Genomic DNA, 16,833 nt, shown 5'->3' on the forward strand with positions numbered 1-16,833 from the left:
AGGGATGGACGTTGACGCATGCCCATATTACGAGCTGGCTCATCACGATTGTTTTGTTTTTCCTTGCGGTGTCGATGGAGCGGCAAGGGGCGGGCAAAGCCAAGATCGTGCAAATGGTGTTGCGGCTGTTTTACATTCTCACGATCGCGACGGGGGGGCTTTTGCTGCATAGCATTGCTTCGATATCTGCGCTTTATTGGCTAAAAGCGCTTGCCGGGCTGTGGGTGATCGGAGCGATGGAAATGGTTTTAGCAGCTGTAAAAAAAGGAAAAAGCGCGGCGGCAGGATGGACGCAATGGGTCATTGCCCTTGTGGTGACGCTGTTCCTTGGCCTGTTGCTGCCGCTTGGTTTTGACTTATTCTAAAGCGAAGCGGCAGCCTTCTATTGGTTGCCGCTTTTGTCGAAGGCGAAAATATGATATGGTAAAACAAACAATGTTTTTTGAATTTTTCGACCTCGTTGGTCAGCGGGAGGGGGCATGATCGTTTATGCGTTGGTTCTGCTGCCGCCGCGCCGAGGAGCTGGATCATTTGCTCAGGGAGCATAGTTCTTCCTTGGATGAGCCGTTGTTTGTCCAAATCGCGGGCAATGATGAGGCAGCAGTGCGCCATGCGGCCGCCGCGTTAGCCCGTCGTTGGCCGCACGCCCATATGGTTGGGATGGCAGGACCGCTGCCAATGGCCGGGGAGGCGAATCTCGCTGTTGGCGTCGCGTCGATGACGTCTTCAACCGTTTCGTCGTTGGCGCTGCCAGCTGATGAGTTTGACCGCCCGGATGGATTGGCGGCGTTGATCGCGGAGGCGGTCGTTCGTCACGATACGACGTTGCTTTTGTTGTTTACGAATCACCGCTCGGCTTTGCCGCCCTTGCTTCGCCATTTGCCGCTTGCAAACGAACGAATGGTTATCATCGGCTGCGCGCTTCCCGAGGGCAGCGTGTTATTTTCGCCCGACGGTCGGCTTGAGCGCGGAGGAATCGCCGTCTCTTTCAGTGGAACAGCGCTTCGCGGCCACTGTGCCGCACCGTTTTTATGGGAGCCTGTCGGACGATCCTTCTCCATTACGAAAAGCAGTGGCCAACAAATTGATGAGCTTGATGGACAAAAGCCGTCATGGTATTTGGAACGATATTTAGGCAAAGAATTTATGGACCGTCTGCCGCTTTCCGGAGTGGAATTCCCGTTTCTTATCGAACGAAACGGGCGCGATGTCTGCCTGCCGATTGTCGCTCTCCATTCAGACGGTTCCGTTGCCGTAAGAGGTCACGTCCATGATGGGGAAAAGGTTCGTTTTTCCTATGTTCATGCCCCGTCCCTTTACTGGAGCGCGCGCGACGCCGCCATGCATGCGGCCAAGCAATCGGCTGAGGGGATGTTCTTTTACTACAGCGCGGCGCTCAGTGGGTATACGCGTCCGCTATTTGACGGGGTTATGTCTGCTTTTGGACAGGCTGCATTCTTTCCGGCTGTCGAAGTATTCGTGAAAGACGCACATACAGCTACAGCGGTGCGGACGGCTGCGTTTGCCGCTGTGTCGCTGACGGAGACAGCGGCATCAGCGGAGAACAGTTTGTCGTCGCCATTGCCGGCGCCGCCGGAAGGAATCATGACGCTCGCCCAGCTCATGTCCACGTCCTCACGCGATATGGGGCGCCTGCATGTTCGCCTGCAAATGTCAGAGCAACGCTACAAATCGTTGTTTGAACATAACACGGACATTGTCTATTCCACAGATTTGCACGGCCGTTTGACAAGCGTCAATCCTGCCTTTGAACAAGTGCTTGGTTACAAAAAGGAAGAGATTTTGTATACGAATTCGCTCAAGTATATTCATCCGAATGATGTTCCCCGCGTCACCCGCTATTTTTACCGAGCGCTGCGGGGGAATATCCAAACGTATAACTTGGAGATTCCGACGAAATCGGGAGAACGGCTTTTGTTTCAAATGAAAAACATTCCCATCATTGTGGATGGCAAAAAGGTCGGCATTTACGGAATTGGACGCAACATTACCGAGCAAAAAAAAGCGGAAGAGAAAATCTCTTATTTAGCATATTACGACATCGATACGAACTTGCCAAATCGGACAAAGTGGATGGAATTGTTTTCTAAACAGCTGGATAAAGCCAAGCAGAAGCAGCGAACGATAGCGGTTGCTTTGATCGATTTGGACCGGTTTAAATGGATTAACGACAGCGTCGGCCATTACGCCGGAGATGACATTTTGCGCCAGCTTGTCGAGCGCATTCGCCGCGTCTTGCCGCCTAGTGCGGAGCTTGGCCGATTTCATGGCGACAAGTTTTGCTTGCTTTTTCCGCTCAAAACAGAGGCCCAGGCGGCGACGGAAGCGGCGCTCCGCATCGTGCGCGAAGTGGCGCGGCCGATTGTGTACGACGGAAAGGAATTTTTCGTTACGGCAAGCGTTGGTCTAGCGATGTTTCCAGATGATGGAGAGGACGAACATGCGCTGCTTCGGCACGCTGATATGGCGGTCAATATGGCGAAAAAAGGCGGGGGCAATCGCGTGGAGCGCTACTGCCCCGAAATGAATGCCGAAATGATGCACCGGCTTGAAATGGACGGCTATTTGCGAAAGGCGATCGAGGAAAACGAACTGTTCCTCTGCTACCAGCCGATTGTCGACGTACATACCGGCGCGGTCATCGCGACGGAAGCGCTGGTCCGTTGGCGGAATCCGAAGCTTGGGCTTGTGCGTCCGGACGAGTTTATTCCGTTGGCGGAAGAGACGGGCTTGATTCATGAAATCGGCCGTTGGGTGCTGCAAACCGCTTGCCGGCAGACAAAGCAATGGCAAAGGGAGACAGGAAACGATAAACTAGCCATTTTCGTCAACGTTTCTGCTGTGCAATTTCAGCACGAACGGTTCGTTGACGACGTGAAGCAAGCGCTCAAGCAGTCGAATTTGTTGCCATCATGTTTGCGTCTTGAACTGACTGAACATTCCATGCTCCGTCATCTATCGAGCACGATGCGCACTTTGGATGAGTTGAAGCGGCTTGGGGTCGGCATCGCCGTCGACGATTTCGGCAGCGGGTATTCTTCGTTTCATTATTTAAAGCAGCTGCCGGCGACGATTTTGAAGATTGACCGGGCGTTTATCGAACGTCTCCATACAAATGCGTCCGACGCCGCCATTGTCAAAGCAATCATCACCATGGGACGCGGGCTCGGACTGGAAACGATCGCCGAGGGAGTCGAGGCATTGGAGCAGCTCGAGCGGCTTCGCGATTTGCAATGCAGTTATGCCCAAGGATATGCGCTCTGCCCGCCGCTTGTCGCTGAGGAGATTGCCGCATACATGACCGGACGCCAGATGAATCAGTTGTAAAGATGCTTGCCCACCGCCTTGAAAAAAGGAGGCGGCAGCCTGTGGCACGAGGCGGAGACGTTCGGTCAACAGCGGGAACCCGCCCGGCCGCTTTTGTCCTCAGCCTATTTGGGCGCAAATCGCCCGTTCGCCGCTGTTGAATGTTATTTCAAATCGGTCGGCCGGCATCGGCCCGCGTTCATAGTAATGATGGACGCTGGCGATTTGCTCTGTATTGTCATAGATCATAAAATTGACGCCGGATGATTTGGCAAACAATAAGCCGTTGTAGCAGTACAGGCAGTCGTAAAGCGAAAACCCAAGATGGTTCAGCCATTGGACGTATTGAAAAAAGGACGGATTGGGAAGCGAGGCAAGCCATTGCCGGTACGCGTATGTCAGCTGTTTGCGGAAGCGGATGCGGTCGCCGTCAGTGAGGGGGAAGATGCCGAGGTCGGTCGCGATCGTGCCGTTTTCCTGCCACCGTCCGGACAGCCAATGCCCATAGCGGAACAGTTCAATCCCTTGCTGGGCCATCTCCTCGACTAACGCCGCTTCCTCTGCTTCCTCATCAAAAAACACCCATTCATTGTTGACAAACTCCGCTGTTCCTTGCACGTAAGCCCGCGGCTGTTCAGCAATGCAATGCAGGCGCTCTTCAATATTCAATGTCTCTCATCCTCCTTGTACTTCTCTTTTTTTCCACCTTTTCGTCCGTTTATTCACGTTATTGTTGACATCGGACAATTCATCGAAATGACCCGTGGTGCATAAAATGGAATCATGCCGATGCGGGGAGGGCTAGCGCCTTGGGGAAAATGGCGGCAGCCCACGAGATCCGCAAGAAAAAAGAACGGGCGATCCAAAGAACAATGCGAACAGTTCGGCGAAGAACAGTTGCCTGTCATTTTGATAAGGAAAGGATTGGTTCGTATGTGTGGCATTACTGGCTGGGTGCATTTCGGGCGCGATTTGCGCCGTGAGCGGAAAACGATTGCCGAGATGACAGAGACGCTCGCGAAACGCGGGCCGGATGATACAAATACATGGCTTGACGTCCATGCCGCGTTCGGGCATAAGCGGCTCGTTGTGGTTGACCCGGCTGGCGGCAAACAACCGATGATCCGGAACAAAAACGGACGGCGTTACACAATCGTTTACAATGGCGAGCTGTACAATACGGAAGACATCCGGAAGGAGCTGTTGCATAAAGGTTACCGGTTTGACGGCCACTCCGATACGGAAGTGCTGCTCGCCGCTTATATCGAATGGAAAGAACAATGTGTTGACTGGCTCAACGGCATTTTTGCCTTTGCCGTTTGGGATGAAGAACGGGAGCAGCTATTTATGGCGCGCGACCGGCTCGGGGTCAAACCGCTGTTTTATCGCCAAGATGCCAAGGAGCTTTTGTTCGGATCTGAGATCAAGGCGATTTTGGCCCATCCGGATGTGAAAGCGGAAGTCAATTATGAAGGCTTGGCGGAAGTATTCGGGCTGGGGCCGTCGCGCACGCCGGGGCACGGTGTGTTTGACGGCATTCGAGAGCTGCGCCCGGCACATGCGCTCACGTTCTCTCGCAGCGGGCTTCGCATTTGGCGGTATTGGAATGTCGAAAGCGACGTCCACCGCGATTCGTTCGAGGAAACGGTCGAAAAGCTGCGCTTTCTATTGACGGATGCGGTCACGCGCCAACTCGTTTCCGATGTGCCGGTCTGCACATTTCTATCCGGTGGAGTCGATTCAAGCGCCATTACAGGGATTGCCGCCAATGCTTTCGCGGCAGATGGAAAAGGGCCGCTGCACACCTACTCGATCGATTATGAAGGAAACGACCAGTATTTCAAAGCCAACGATTTTCAACCAAACACGGATGCGCCATTTATCGAACAGGTGTCAAACAAATTTCAAACGGTTCATCATCGCTGCGTGATCACGCAAGAAGAACTGTTCCGCCATTTGCATGAAGCCGTCATCGTTCGCGACGTTCCGGGCATGGCTGATGTCGATTCGTCGCTTCTTTGGTTTTGCAAACAAATTCGCGAGCAGTTTGTCGTCAGTTTGTCTGGAGAATGCGCCGATGAGATTTTTGGCGGCTACCCATGGTTTCATCGCCCGGACGATTTGGCGCGCAAAGGATTTCCATGGATGCGCTCGATTGAGGCGCGCATCGGGTTGTTAAAGGAAGAATGGCGGCAAAAGCTCCGCCTCGACGATTACGTGCAAATGCGCTATGAACAGACGATTGCCGAAGTGCCGCGCCTGGAAGGGGAAAGTGCGGAAGCAGCGAAGCGGCGCGAGCTGTTTTATTTAAATATGATTTGGTTTATGACGACGCTCCTTGACCGAAAAGACCGGATGAGCATGGGAGCGAGCTTGGAAGTGCGTGTGCCGTTTGCCGATCATCGGGTTGTGGAATATGTCTGGAATATCCCTTGGGAAATGAAAATGTACGGCGGCCGCGAAAAAGGCATTTTGCGCAAGGCGTTGGAAGGGCTGCTTCCGGAGGAGGTGCTCTATCGGAAAAAAAGCCCGTACCCGAAAACGCATCATCCATTGTATACGAAGCTGGTGAAGCAATGGCTTGAACAGCTGCTTCGCGACCGTTCTTCGATTTTACACGAGTTTTTTGACGCGGAAAAGTTGACGGCGCTCGTTGAATCGGAAGGGAAGTCATTCGAGGTGCCTTGGTTTGGACAGCTGATGACCGGTCCGCAACTGCTTGCCTACCTTGGCCAAGTGCACGTTTGGTTTGACCATTACGGCATTCATATTAAAGAATAAGAGCTGCGCTGATGCGCAGCTCTTATTTTCGTGGCGGGAGGCTTCATGCCATTTTCGCTTGCGGCGCCACCGTCTTTTTCATCCAGACGCGCGACCGCCAGCGCCGAAGCATCAACAGTCCGCGCAACCATTCGTCGGCGATGAACGACAGCCAAATGCCGACAAGGCCAAACCCAAGGGCAATGCCGAAGATGTATGCCACTGTGACCCCGACGCCCCACATCGACAAAATGCCCATATAGACCGGAAATTGCACATCTCCGGCTGCCCGCAACGAGCCGATGATGACGAGATTAAACGACCGCCCCGGCTCAAGGATGATGGTTAAAAGCAACAGTTTGCGCCCAAGCCCAATCATCGACGCGTCATCAGTAAAGAAGGAGAGCAGCGGTTCGGCGAACCAATAGGCGGCTGTAGCAAGCAACACGGACATGCCAATGGCGCTGTACAAACTTTTTAAACAACGGGCGTACGCTTCCTCATACCGCCCGGCGCCAACAAAATGGCCGACAAGGATTTGCGTCCCTTGGCTGATGGCGATGCCGAACAAAAAGACGAACATCATAATGTTTTGCGTATACACTCGTACCGTTAGCGCCTCGGCGCCCAGCCACGTAATCAAATAGGTGATCACCATTTGCGCTGTATTGTAGGAAAGGTGCTCGCCGGCTGACGGCACACCGATTTTCAATAGCGAACGAAAGTGGCGAAACGGCAGGGCGCAAAAGGCACGCGGCGCGAGTGCAATACCTGTTCGTTTGCGCAATAAGGCAACGAGCACAACAAAGCCGGCCAACCGGCTGGCTGCTGTTGAAATAGCAGCTCCTTCCGCCCCAAGAGGAGGAAGAGCAAATGAGCCGAAAATAAGGAAGTAGTTTCCGATGACATTGAGTACATTCATGCCGATCGTGACATACATCGTATCACGTGTAAAGCCGTAGCTTTTTAAGATGGCGCCGACCGTCATCATCAGCGCTTGGATGAACAAAAACCCGCCGACAATCGCCAAATAGCTGCTCCCCTCGTCAAACAGCTCAGCCGGCAGCCCCATCAGCCGCAAAATCGGCCGGCTAAACGCGGCGAGAACGGCGCTTAGCAGCAACCCAAACAGCAAATTGGCGGCAAGGGATACGCGCGACACGTCAATGGCTTCTTGCTCCCGCCGGGCGCCTAAGTATTGGGCGACAAGTACGGCGGTCGCCAAGGCAACGAAGTTGAACAGCACGATCGTTAACGCGATGATTTGGTTCGCCACCCCGACGGCGGCGACCGCATGATCCGAGTACTGGCTGAGCATAAGTGTATCAGCGTTGCCCATGACCATATAAAGCAACGTTTCAATAAAAATCGGCCACGTTAACGAGAACAGTGACCATGTTTTTGCCTCTTGGCGCATATTGAGACAACTCCTTTTTCAAATTCCGACTTGAACGATATACTCAGTTTAGCTAGTTTGCTGCATAATGGAAAGAGAAAGAAGCGATTTCACTTGCATTTTTCCGACAAGGAAAGAGGGGACGACGATGGACTATATCACGTTTTCGTTGCCGCCGCTGCCGGTGTTTATTAAAGGGGCGGAAAGCGTATTTCCAAAAGGAAAACGGCATTTTCGCCGCACGTTTACCGTATTTGACTTGCTGTATGTGAAACAAGGCTGTTTGTATATGACGGAAAACGGGCGCGAGTTTGCCATCGGCAGCGGGCAATATTTGCTGTTGATCCCCGGCCGCGAACATTACGGACACCGCCCGTGTGAAGAGAAAACGGAGCTTGTTTGGCTGCACTTTTTGCTGCCGGACTACACGGTTGCTCCGGACTGCCCGGCGAGCCGGCAAACGGTGATGGAAAAAGAGGCGACGTACACCGAGCCAATCCAATACCGGCTTTCGATCCGTCAATATGGGGAGCTGAAACAACGGGAGCGCGCCGAACAGCTGCTCGCCCAACTTGTCGAGCCGAACGTGGAGCGGGATATGGACCGGCCGCTCCGACAGCTGCTTTTGTTTGTGGAATTTCTTTGGCACTTGCAAAAGCAGGAGCTGTCCGTCCCAAGTGCAGCGGAACAAGTCAGTGCGGCGGCGGTGGCGTACATCGAACGACATTTCAACGAGCCGATTACGCTCGAAATGCTTGCGAAAGGGCTCCGTTTTCATCCCGATTACATCACCCGCTGTATGCAAAAAACGATGGGCATGGGATTTAGCCGTTATTTGACGTATTACCGCCTGTCGAAAGCCAAGCAATGGCTTGCGGAAACGAATGAAACAGTCGAGGCGGTTGCCAAGCGGGTCGGCATTGATGATGGCGCGTATTTTTCGCGTGTATTCAAAAAGATGGAAGGGATGACCCCGACCGAATACCGGCGCATGGCTAGGCGTACATAAAACCGGCGCAGCGAACCGCTGCACCGGTTTGTGATCAAAGCAACACATGGCTGCGCCATCTTACCAGCTTTCAACTTTATAGAGCACAAACCCATACGGAGGCAAAGAGGCGCAAAGCGTTTCCGCCTCGGCCGCAAACCGCTCTCCGGTCAAGAGGTCAACAAGCCATTTTCCGCGAAGGTCGAGCGGGAGCGGAATGTCGGCGGCATCATTGCTTCGGTTGATGATGACGAGCACGGTTTCAGCGCCGTCAATTTTTTCATACACGAGATGGTTAGGGTTGTCGTCGGCGGAAAGAAAGGAGACATCTCCGCGCCGGAGCGCCCGGTGCTGCTTCCTTAGCGCAATCAGCCGCTTGACATGCGCCAACAGTTCGCGGTTTTGGTGCTCCGGATCCCACACCATACATTTCCGGCACTCCGGATCGTTTCCGCCCGTCATGCCGATCTCATCGCCATAGTAAATGCACGGCGAACCGGTGAACGTCAGCTGGAACAAAAACAACAACTTCGCTTTGCGGACGTCGCCGCCGCAAACCGTAAGCAGCCTTGGTGTATCATGGCTGCCAAGCAAGTTGAATGCCGCTTCGTTCACCTGTTTCGGATACGAATGAAGAAGTCGGATCATGATATCGGCAAACTGGCGGGCGCTGATTTCCTCTTTCGCGAAAAAGCGAAGCGCCCCGTCCGTGAACGGGTAGTTCATGACGGCGTCAAACTGGTCGCCGCGCAGCCACGGCATGGCGTCATGCCAAATCTCGCCGAGAATGTACACATCGGGCTTTAGCGCCTTCACTGCCTGCCGGAATTCGCGCCAAAATTGATGATCGATTTCGTTTGCCACATCGAGCCGCCAGCCGTCAATATCAAACTCGCGAATCCAGTATGTCGCGACATCAAGCAAGTAGCGCTTCACTTCCGGATGAGCGGTGTTGAGTTTCGGCATGTGCGGAACGAACGCAAATGTGTCGTAGTTCGGGCGCGGCTCGGTTTGGAGCGGAAACTCGCGAATATGGAACCAATCTTTATACCGAGAGGCTGCGCCGTTTTTCAACACATCTTGAAACGGGGCAAACTCATAGCCGCAATGGTTGAAGACTGCATCGAGCATGACGCGGATCCCTTTTTCATGGCAGCGCTTGACAAGTGTTTTCAACGTCTCTTTGTCCCCAAAGTGCGGGTCGATTTCAAAATAATCAGCGGTGTCGTATTTATGGTTCGACGGCGCGCGGAAAATCGGCGTCAAGTAAAGGCCGGTGATGCCAAGGTCAGCCAAGTAATCGAGATGGTCGATAATTCCTTGCAAATCCCCCCCAAAAAAACTTGTCGGCGTTGGGTCTTCGCTTCCCCACGGCCGCGCTCCTTCCGGACTGATGGCCGGGTTGCCGTTGGCGAACCGCTCAGGGAAAATTTGATACCATACGGTGTCTTTTACCCAGCCCGGCGCTTGGAACAGGTCGACCCGATGAAGAAAGGGAAAGCAAAAGTAGTAAGCGGTGTCGTCACTCGGAGCTTCATGGTAAAATCCTTTTTCCGTATAGACCAGTTGTTCGCCCCCAGCTCGAAGCACAAACCCATAGCGCAGCCGCCGATATGGCGGTCTGACCTCGGCGAACCAATAGTCAAATCGTTCGTCGCTTCCCGTTTTCTGCATCGGCATCGTTTGAAACTGCCAGGCGCCGTCTTGCCACTCGTACGGGTCGCCGTGCAACAGCTCCACTCGATCAACATCATCTTTTTTTGTCTGAAGCCGAAGATGAAGCGTTTCGCCATCATAGGCATAGGCGAAGTTGTCAGTCGGGCGGTGGTGAATGGCTTCTTTTTGCATCATCGTTCCCCCTCTTGAATCCAATTTGGGTGAAAGCAATCGTTTGCATGATAGACTTCCGTTAAACAAAGCGTACGCCAATGTAAAAAAAAAGTCAAATTTCATAGAAAATAAGCTTGTAAAATGAAAAATAGACGATATAATAGAAATTGAAAGGTGCAATCGTTTTCATTGGAGTGATGCGATTTTAATGCGCAAACGGTTTCACTATGGTTGCACTGAAAAAGAGTCGATCAAAAGAGGAGGGATAGCATGAAGAAAACATTGTCTTTGTTTCTCATGGCTGTGCTGCTCGTGGGCGTGCTCGCTGCCTGCGGACCGAAACGGGACATTCAACAGCCGAAAGAAAGTCAAGGAACGACCGAAAAGGCGGAAAAACCGGACAAACTGGTCGTTTGGGTGAACGACGACGAAAAGCAGAAACAAGCATTAAAAGATATTTTCCAAAAGTACACAGAAAAAACCGGAATCAAAATCGAGATGGTTGCGGTCAGCATGCTCGATCAAACGAAAAAACTAGCGCTCGACGGACCGGCTGGCAAAGGGCCGGATGTGTTCTACCAGCCGCATGACCGCATCGGCGACATTGTGCTGCAAGGATTGGCCGATCCAGTCGACCTTGGCGATGCGAAAGGCGAGTACAGTCCGACAGCCATCAACGCGGTCACCTATGACGGGAAAACGTACGGCGTGCCGATGGTCGTTGAAACATACGGCGTGTTCTACAATAAAAATTTAGTGCCGGAAGCGCCGAAAACGCTGGATGACTTGATGAAGATCGCCAAGGAAAAAACGAATGCGGCCAAAGACCAATACGGCTTTTTAATGGAAGCGACGAATTTTTATTTCGTTTATCCGTTCCTCGCCGGCTATGGCGGCTATGTGTTTAAAAATGAAAACGGCAAATACGACATAAGCGACATTGGGCTCGCGAATGATGGAGCCGTCAAAGGAGCCGAGCTCGTCCAATCGTGGTTTAAAAACGGCTACATTCCGAAAGAAATCACCGGCGATATTATGAACGGGCTGTTTACGAAAGGAAATGTGGCGGTTGCCATCACCGGACCATGGAACATCGCGTCGTATAAAGAAGCGTTGGGCGACAAATTGGCGACGGCGCCGCTGCCGGTTTTGGACAACGGCGAGCATCCGAAATCGTTCGTCGGCGTAAAAACATGGATGCTCTCCGCCTATTCGCAAAACAAAGAATGGGCGGTCGACTTCATGAAATTTGTGACGAACGAAGAAAATTCGCTCCATTACTATGAAGTGGCAGGCGAAATGCCGGCGAACGAAAAAGCGTTGACGAATGAGAAAATTACGAACGACCCGCTGATCGCCGGTTTTGCGGAGCAAATCCAATACGGCGAGCCGATGCCGAACGTGCCGGAAATGTCGCAAGTGTGGGAGCCGATGGGCAATGCGTTGCAATTTATCGCGAAAGGCGAAAACCCGAAAGCGGTGCTCAGTGAGGCAGTGAAAACGATTCAAGATAAAATCGCTGCCAGCGGCGCTGGAAAATAACGAGTGATGTCGTGGTGGATAGGATCAGCCCTATCCACTATTCTTATCCATATGATAGGGGGGATTGGAATGCCGGAAGCAAACGTCCGCCATCGGCCGGCGGTGGCGATGGCGCTGTCTTTGTTGTTTGCCGGCCTTGGGCAGTTGTACAACCGCCGATATGTCAAAGGCATCTTGTTCATCATCATTGAAGCTTCGTTTTTGCTGACGTTTTATAACTTTTTGAACATCGGGCTGTGGGGACTCGTCACGCTTGGCGAAATTCCGATGTTGGATCATTCGATTTTTCTCTTGATTCAAGGATTGGTTTCGGTCATCATCATCGCATTTGCGGCCGCCCTGCATATTGCGAACATCATTGATGCGCGCAACGACGCCCGCCGCCGGCAAAGGGGCGAACCGTTTCCGTCGCTGTGGGAATCGTGTCGCAACGCTTGGGATAAAGGATTTCCGTACATCTTTGTCACGCCCGGGCTTGTGATGCTGTTGTTTATCGTCGTGCTGCCGCTGTTGTTTATGGTGTCGCTCGCCTTTACCGACTACAACTTGTACCACTCGCCGCCGCGGCATTTGTTGAATTGGGTTGGATTTGAAAACTTCAAAAACTTAGTGTCGATTCCGATTTGGAAAAGCACGTTTTTTAGCGTTCTCGCCTGGACAATCGTTTGGACCGTGGTGGCGACAACGGCGCAAATCGCCCTTGGCCTGTTTTTGGCGCTCCTTGTCAACGACCCGCGCATCAAGTTCAAGCGGTTCATCCGCACGGTGTTGATTTTGCCGTGGGCCGTGCCATCGTTTGTCACGATTTTGGTGTTTGCGGCGATGTTCAACGACAAATTCGGAGCCATCAACCGCGAAGTGTTGAGTTTGTTTGGGGTGTCGATCCCGTGGATGACCGATCCGTTTTGGACGAAAGTGGCGCTTATTTTGATTCAAACGTGGCTTGGCTTCCCGTTCGTCTTTGCGTTGTTTACCGGCGTTTTGCAAAGCATTTCCCGCGATTGGTACGAAGCGGCCGACATCGACGGAGCGACGCGCTGGCAAAAGTTCAAATCGATCACGCTGCCGCACGTCTTGTATGCGACGGCGCCGCTGTTGATTATGCAATATGCCGGCAATTTCAACAACTTTAACATCATCTATTTGTTCAACGACGGGGGGCCTGCGGTGCGCGGGCAAAACGCCGGTGGAACGGACATTCTCATTTCATGGGTGTACGATTTGACGTTCACGACGAACAACTACAACATGGCGGCGGCGATCTCGCTCATCATCGGCTTGATCGTCAGCGGGTTTGCCATTTACCAGTTCCGGCGCACCCGTTCCTTTAAAGAGGAGGGGAACATTTGATGAACCGCAAATGGAAATCACGCGTGGAAGTAGCGCTTATTTATTTGTTTATCGCCTTCATGTTTGTCGTCATCGCCTATCCGCTCCTTTGGACGATCAGCATGTCGCTCAATCCAGGAACGAGCCTGTATTCGGCGTCGCTCATCCCGGAGAAGTGGTCGTTTGAGCACTATAAGTGGTTGTTTACCAGTCCGGACAGCGATTATTTGCTTTGGTATAAAAACAGCTTGTTTGTTGCGACGGTCAATGCGGCGTTGTCCGTCTTGTTTACGGCGCTCATCGCCTATGCGTTTTCGCGCTACCGATTCGTCGGGCGGAAAACGGGGCTGTATTTGTTTTTAGTGTTGCAAATGTTTCCGTCGCTCATGGCGATGGTCGCGATCTATATTTTGCTCAATATGCTCCATTTGCTCGATTCGCTGTGGGGGCTCATTCTCATTTACGTCGGCGGGCAAATTCCGTTTAACGCGTGGCTGGTCAAAGGCTACTTTGACACGATCCCGCGCGAGCTGGATGAGGCGGCGCGCATCGACGGCGCCGGGCATTTCGGCGTCTTTTTCCGCATTATGCTGCCTTTGGCCAAGCCGATTTTGGCCGTTGTCGCGTTGTTCAACTTTATGGCGCCGTTCACCGACTTTTTGCTGCCGTCGATCGTGTTGCGCGACCCGGACAAATTTACGCTGGCGGTCGGGCTGTTTAACTTCATCAACGACCGGTTTGCGAACAACTTCACCCGCTTTGCCGCCGGCTCGATTTTGATTGCCGCGCCGATCGCCGTCGTCTTTTTGTTCCTGCAGCGGTATTTGATTTCCGGCTTAACGGCCGGTGGCACAAAAGGGTAAGAACCGATGTCATAGAATAGTGGGCTTACCCGTTTCCGAATGAGCAAATGAATCGGGAAGGGAGGAATGGAAATGGGGAACCGGCTCTTTATGCTGCTCGTCCTTCCGTTCCTTCTTTTTTATGCCTGGCCGGTGCAGGCGGCGGAGAAAGAAGAACGGACGTGGCAAGATGAAGCGATTTATTTCATTATGGTCGACCGGTTTAACAATATGGATCCGACGAATGACAAGGGCGTCAATGTCAACGATCCGAAAGGGTATTTCGGCGGCGACTTGAAAGGGGTGACGGCGAAACTCGATTACATCAAGGAGATGGGATTTACGGCCATTTGGCTGACGCCGATTTTCGAAAACATGCCGGGCGGATACCACGGGTATTGGATCAAAGATTTTTATCGCGTCGATCCGCATTTCGGCACGCTGGATGATTTGAAGACGCTTGTCAAAGAAGCGCACAAGCGCCATATGAAAGTCATCTTGGACTTTGTCGCCAACCATGTCGGCTACGACCATCCATGGCTTCGCGACCCGGCGAAAAAAGATTGGTTCCATCCGAAAAAAGAGATTTTCGACTGGAATGATCAAACACAACTAGAAAACGGATGGGTGTATGGGCTGCCGGATTTAGCGCAGGAAAATCCAGAAGTCAAGAAATATTTAATCGATGCGGCCAAATGGTGGATCAAAGAAACGGACATTGACGGCTATCGCCTCGATACGGTGCGCCATGTGCCAAAATCATTTTGGCAGGAGTTCGCCAAAGAAGTGAAATCGGTGAAACAAGACTTTTTCCTTCTTGGCGAAGTGTGGAGCGACGATCCGCGCTATATTGCCGAGTACGGCCAATACGGCATCGACGGTTTTGTCGATTATCCGCTGTATGGCGCGGTGAAGCAGTCGCTTGCTAGGCGCGATGCATCGCTCCGGCCGTTGTATGACGCCTGGGAATACAACAAAACGTTTTACGACCGCCCGTACTTGCTCGGGACGTTTTTGGACAATCACGATACCGTGCGGTTTACGAAACTTTCGATTGACAACCGCAACAATCCGATTTCACGCATCAAGCTGGCGATGACGTATTTGTTCACCGCCCCCGGCATCCCGATCATGTATTACGGAACGGAAATCGCCATGAACGGCGGCGAAGACCCGGACAACCGCCGCTTGATGGATTTCCGCGCCGATCCGGAGATCATTGATTACTTGAAAAAAATCGGCCCGCTCCGCCAACAGCTGCCGTCTTTGCGGCGCGGCGATTTTACGCTCCTGTATGAAAAAGACGGCATGGCGGTGTGGAAACGGCAATATGAAGATGAAACAACGGTTATCGCCATCAACAACACGGGCAAAACGCAGCACGTTCACCTAACGAACGACCAGCTGCCAAAAAACAAGGAACTGCGCGGCTTTTTATTGGACGATCTCGTCCGCGGCGATGGCGACGGATACGATCTTGTGCTCGACCGCGAAACGGCGGAAGTGTACAAGCTGCGGGAAAAAACTGGGATCAACGTTCCGTTTATCGCCGCCATCGTATCGGTTTACGTATTGTTTCTTTTGTTTTTGTATTTGGTGAAAAAACGGGCGAAGCGGATGCCGGAATAGAGGGAAAGGAGGGACCTTATGACCGTTACGATTAAAGATGTGGCGAAACGCGCGAACGTTGCGCCGTCAACCGTCTCGCGCGTCATCGCCGACAGCCCGCGCATCAGCGAGAAGACGAAACAGCGGGTGCGCGAAGCGATGAAAGAGCTCGGCTATCACCCGAACTTTATTGCTCGCAGCCTCGCGAGCCAAATGACGCAAGTGATCGGCATCGTCATGCCGAGCTCCGCCGACCAGGCGTTACAAAACCCGTTTTTCCCGGAAGTCATCCGCGGCATCAGCAAAGCCGCCCATGAAAAGCGATATGCTTTGCAAATGTCGACCGGGGAAAAAGAAGGTGAGATTTACGAACGGGTCGTGGAGATGCTGCAAGGACGGCGCGTCGACGGCGTTATTTTGCTTTACTCGCGGCAAAACGATAAGCTCATGAAGTACTTGTTAAAGCATGGCTTTCCGTTCGTCGTCATCGGCAAACCGCACCAAAAAGCGGAACAAGTGACCCATGTCGACAACGACAACGTCCAGGCGGGGAAAGATGCGGCAAACTGGTTGATCGCCCGCGGGCACGAACGCATCGCGTTTGTCGGCGGCAATCCGCAATATTTGGTGACCGTCGACCGCCAAACCGGCTACGCCGCGGCCTTGCAGGAGGCGGGGCTTCCGTACCGGCCGGAATACGTCGTCCATGCAGAATTTTTGCAGGAAGGCGGCCAAGAGGCGATGAAGGAGCTTCTTTCGTTGCCTGAGCCGCCGACCGGGCTTGTCGTCGCCGATGATCTCATGGCGCTCGGCATCTTGAAAACGCTTGATGAAATGGGCCTCGGCGTCCCAGAAGATGTATCGATCGTCAGCTTCAACAACACGCTGCTCGCCGAAATGTCGCGTCCGCCGCTCACCTCGATCGACATCGGCATTTTCCAGCTCGGCTATGAAGCGGCAAAACACTTAATCGAAAAAATCACCAACCCGAATGAACCGATCAAGCGCATCATCATCCCCCATCGTCTCGTTGAACGGGGGTCGTGTGCGAGGCGGTAGTGGATAAGAACGATGTTTACGGAGAGGGGCTGACCCAAAACGCGAATGCGTTTTGGGATCAGCCCCCACTTTTTTGCCTCAAATATAGAAGAATCGCCCTTTTTTCTGGTAGAATAGAGTCACCAAAACCACTACCACCGAAAGAAGGGCGA

At 52.7% G+C, this 16,833-nt stretch carries 12 protein-coding genes; 9 read left to right on the top strand and 3 right to left on the bottom strand.

Annotation, left to right across the window (positions count from 1 at the left end; translation table 11 throughout):
* Positions 1–11 precede the first annotated feature (11 nt).
* Together ETC02_RS07265 and ETC02_RS07270 are read left to right on the top strand one after the other, a co-directional pair.
* On the top strand, positions 12–365 hold the full coding sequence (locus tag ETC02_RS07265; protein WP_025950975.1) for a YisL family protein: 354 nt from the start codon (positions 12–14) through the stop codon (positions 363–365).
* Between the two features lie 124 nt (positions 366–489).
* Positions 490–3,348: an EAL domain-containing protein gene (locus tag ETC02_RS07270; RefSeq protein ID WP_171698155.1), complete on the top strand. Its 2,859-nt coding sequence runs from the start codon at positions 490–492 to the stop codon at positions 3,346–3,348.
* Between the two features lie 99 nt (positions 3,349–3,447).
* On the opposite strand, the gene ETC02_RS07275 is transcribed toward ETC02_RS07270, so the two are convergent.
* Positions 3,448–3,996, bottom strand: a complete 549-nt coding sequence (locus ETC02_RS07275) for a DUF2777 domain-containing protein (protein ID WP_033011704.1) — start codon at positions 3,994–3,996, stop codon at positions 3,448–3,450.
* A gap of 264 nt (positions 3,997–4,260) precedes the next feature.
* On the opposite strand from ETC02_RS07275, the gene asnB reads away from it, so the two are divergent.
* The gene (gene asnB / locus ETC02_RS07280) at positions 4,261–6,108 is read left to right on the top strand and encodes an asparagine synthase (glutamine-hydrolyzing) (RefSeq protein WP_033011703.1); all 1,848 of its coding nucleotides are present in this window, start codon (positions 4,261–4,263) and stop codon (positions 6,106–6,108) included.
* Positions 6,109–6,151: 43 nt separating this feature from the next.
* Here the strand turns inward: asnB and ETC02_RS07285 are convergent, their stop codons facing one another.
* On the bottom strand, positions 6,152–7,504 hold the full coding sequence (locus tag ETC02_RS07285) for an MATE family efflux transporter (RefSeq protein ID WP_033024825.1): 1,353 nt from the start codon (positions 7,502–7,504) through the stop codon (positions 6,152–6,154).
* Positions 7,505–7,631: 127 nt separating this feature from the next.
* Here ETC02_RS07285 and ETC02_RS07290 point away from each other — a divergent pair, with 127 nt between their 5' ends.
* On the top strand, positions 7,632–8,492 hold the full coding sequence (locus ETC02_RS07290; protein ID WP_100659192.1) for an AraC family transcriptional regulator: 861 nt from the start codon (positions 7,632–7,634) through the stop codon (positions 8,490–8,492).
* A gap of 60 nt (positions 8,493–8,552) precedes the next feature.
* Here the strand turns inward: ETC02_RS07290 and ETC02_RS07295 are convergent, their stop codons facing one another.
* A complete protein-coding gene (locus ETC02_RS07295; RefSeq protein ID WP_033011699.1) occupies positions 8,553–10,319 on the bottom strand; it encodes an alpha-glycosidase in 1,767 nt (588 codons plus the stop codon).
* A 252-nt stretch (positions 10,320–10,571) separates the two neighbouring features.
* On the opposite strand from ETC02_RS07295, the gene ETC02_RS07300 reads away from it, so the two are divergent.
* The 5 genes from ETC02_RS07300 (at position 10,572) to ETC02_RS07320 (ending at position 16,681) form a co-directional block, all read left to right on the top strand.
* Complete coding sequence (locus ETC02_RS07300) at positions 10,572–11,843, top strand: sugar ABC transporter substrate-binding protein (RefSeq protein ID WP_063210534.1); 1,272 nt, start codon at positions 10,572–10,574, stop codon at positions 11,841–11,843.
* Positions 11,844–11,912: 69 nt separating this feature from the next.
* Positions 11,913–13,193 (top strand): carbohydrate ABC transporter permease, encoded by a 1,281-nt coding sequence (locus ETC02_RS07305; protein WP_171698156.1) that lies wholly within the window; start codon positions 11,913–11,915, stop codon positions 13,191–13,193.
* Positions 13,193–14,035, top strand: a complete 843-nt coding sequence (locus ETC02_RS07310; protein WP_063210538.1) for a sugar ABC transporter permease — start codon at positions 13,193–13,195, stop codon at positions 14,033–14,035. Before ETC02_RS07305 ends, ETC02_RS07310 begins: the two co-directional genes overlap by 1 nt.
* A gap of 72 nt (positions 14,036–14,107) precedes the next feature.
* Positions 14,108–15,643, top strand: coding sequence for an alpha-amylase family glycosyl hydrolase (locus ETC02_RS07315; RefSeq protein WP_050368303.1), 1,536 nt, complete (start codon positions 14,108–14,110; stop codon positions 15,641–15,643).
* 18 nt (positions 15,644–15,661) lie between these two features.
* Positions 15,662–16,681 (top strand): LacI family DNA-binding transcriptional regulator, encoded by a 1,020-nt coding sequence (locus ETC02_RS07320; RefSeq protein ID WP_063210540.1) that lies wholly within the window; start codon positions 15,662–15,664, stop codon positions 16,679–16,681.
* The last annotated feature ends 152 nt before the right edge of the window (positions 16,682–16,833 follow it).

Origin of the sequence: Geobacillus sp. DSP4a (assembly GCF_013096875.1) — a bacterium.
Taxonomy (GTDB): Bacteria; Bacillota; Bacilli; order Bacillales; family Anoxybacillaceae; genus Geobacillus; species Geobacillus thermophilus.

Excerpts from the sequence above, each read along its gene's own strand:
- ETC02_RS07270 (WP_171698155.1), top strand. The coding sequence starts at position 490 with ATGCGTTGGTTCTGCTGCCGCCGCGCCGAGGAGCTGGATCATTTGCTC.
- asnB (WP_033011703.1), top strand. The coding sequence starts at position 4,261 with ATGTGTGGCATTACTGGCTGGGTGCATTTCGGGCGCGATTTGCGCCGT.
- ETC02_RS07285 (WP_033024825.1), bottom strand. The coding sequence starts at position 7,504 with ATGCGCCAAGAGGCAAAAACATGGTCACTGTTCTCGTTAACGTGGCCG.
- ETC02_RS07290 (WP_100659192.1), top strand. The coding sequence starts at position 7,632 with ATGGACTATATCACGTTTTCGTTGCCGCCGCTGCCGGTGTTTATTAAA.
- ETC02_RS07295 (WP_033011699.1), bottom strand. The coding sequence starts at position 10,319 with ATGCAAAAAGAAGCCATTCACCACCGCCCGACTGACAACTTCGCCTAT.
- ETC02_RS07300 (WP_063210534.1), top strand. The coding sequence starts at position 10,572 with ATGAAGAAAACATTGTCTTTGTTTCTCATGGCTGTGCTGCTCGTGGGC.
- ETC02_RS07305 (WP_171698156.1), top strand. The coding sequence starts at position 11,913 with ATGCCGGAAGCAAACGTCCGCCATCGGCCGGCGGTGGCGATGGCGCTG.
- ETC02_RS07310 (WP_063210538.1), top strand. The coding sequence starts at position 13,193 with ATGAACCGCAAATGGAAATCACGCGTGGAAGTAGCGCTTATTTATTTG.
- ETC02_RS07315 (WP_050368303.1), top strand. The coding sequence starts at position 14,108 with ATGGGGAACCGGCTCTTTATGCTGCTCGTCCTTCCGTTCCTTCTTTTT.
- ETC02_RS07320 (WP_063210540.1), top strand. The coding sequence starts at position 15,662 with ATGACCGTTACGATTAAAGATGTGGCGAAACGCGCGAACGTTGCGCCG.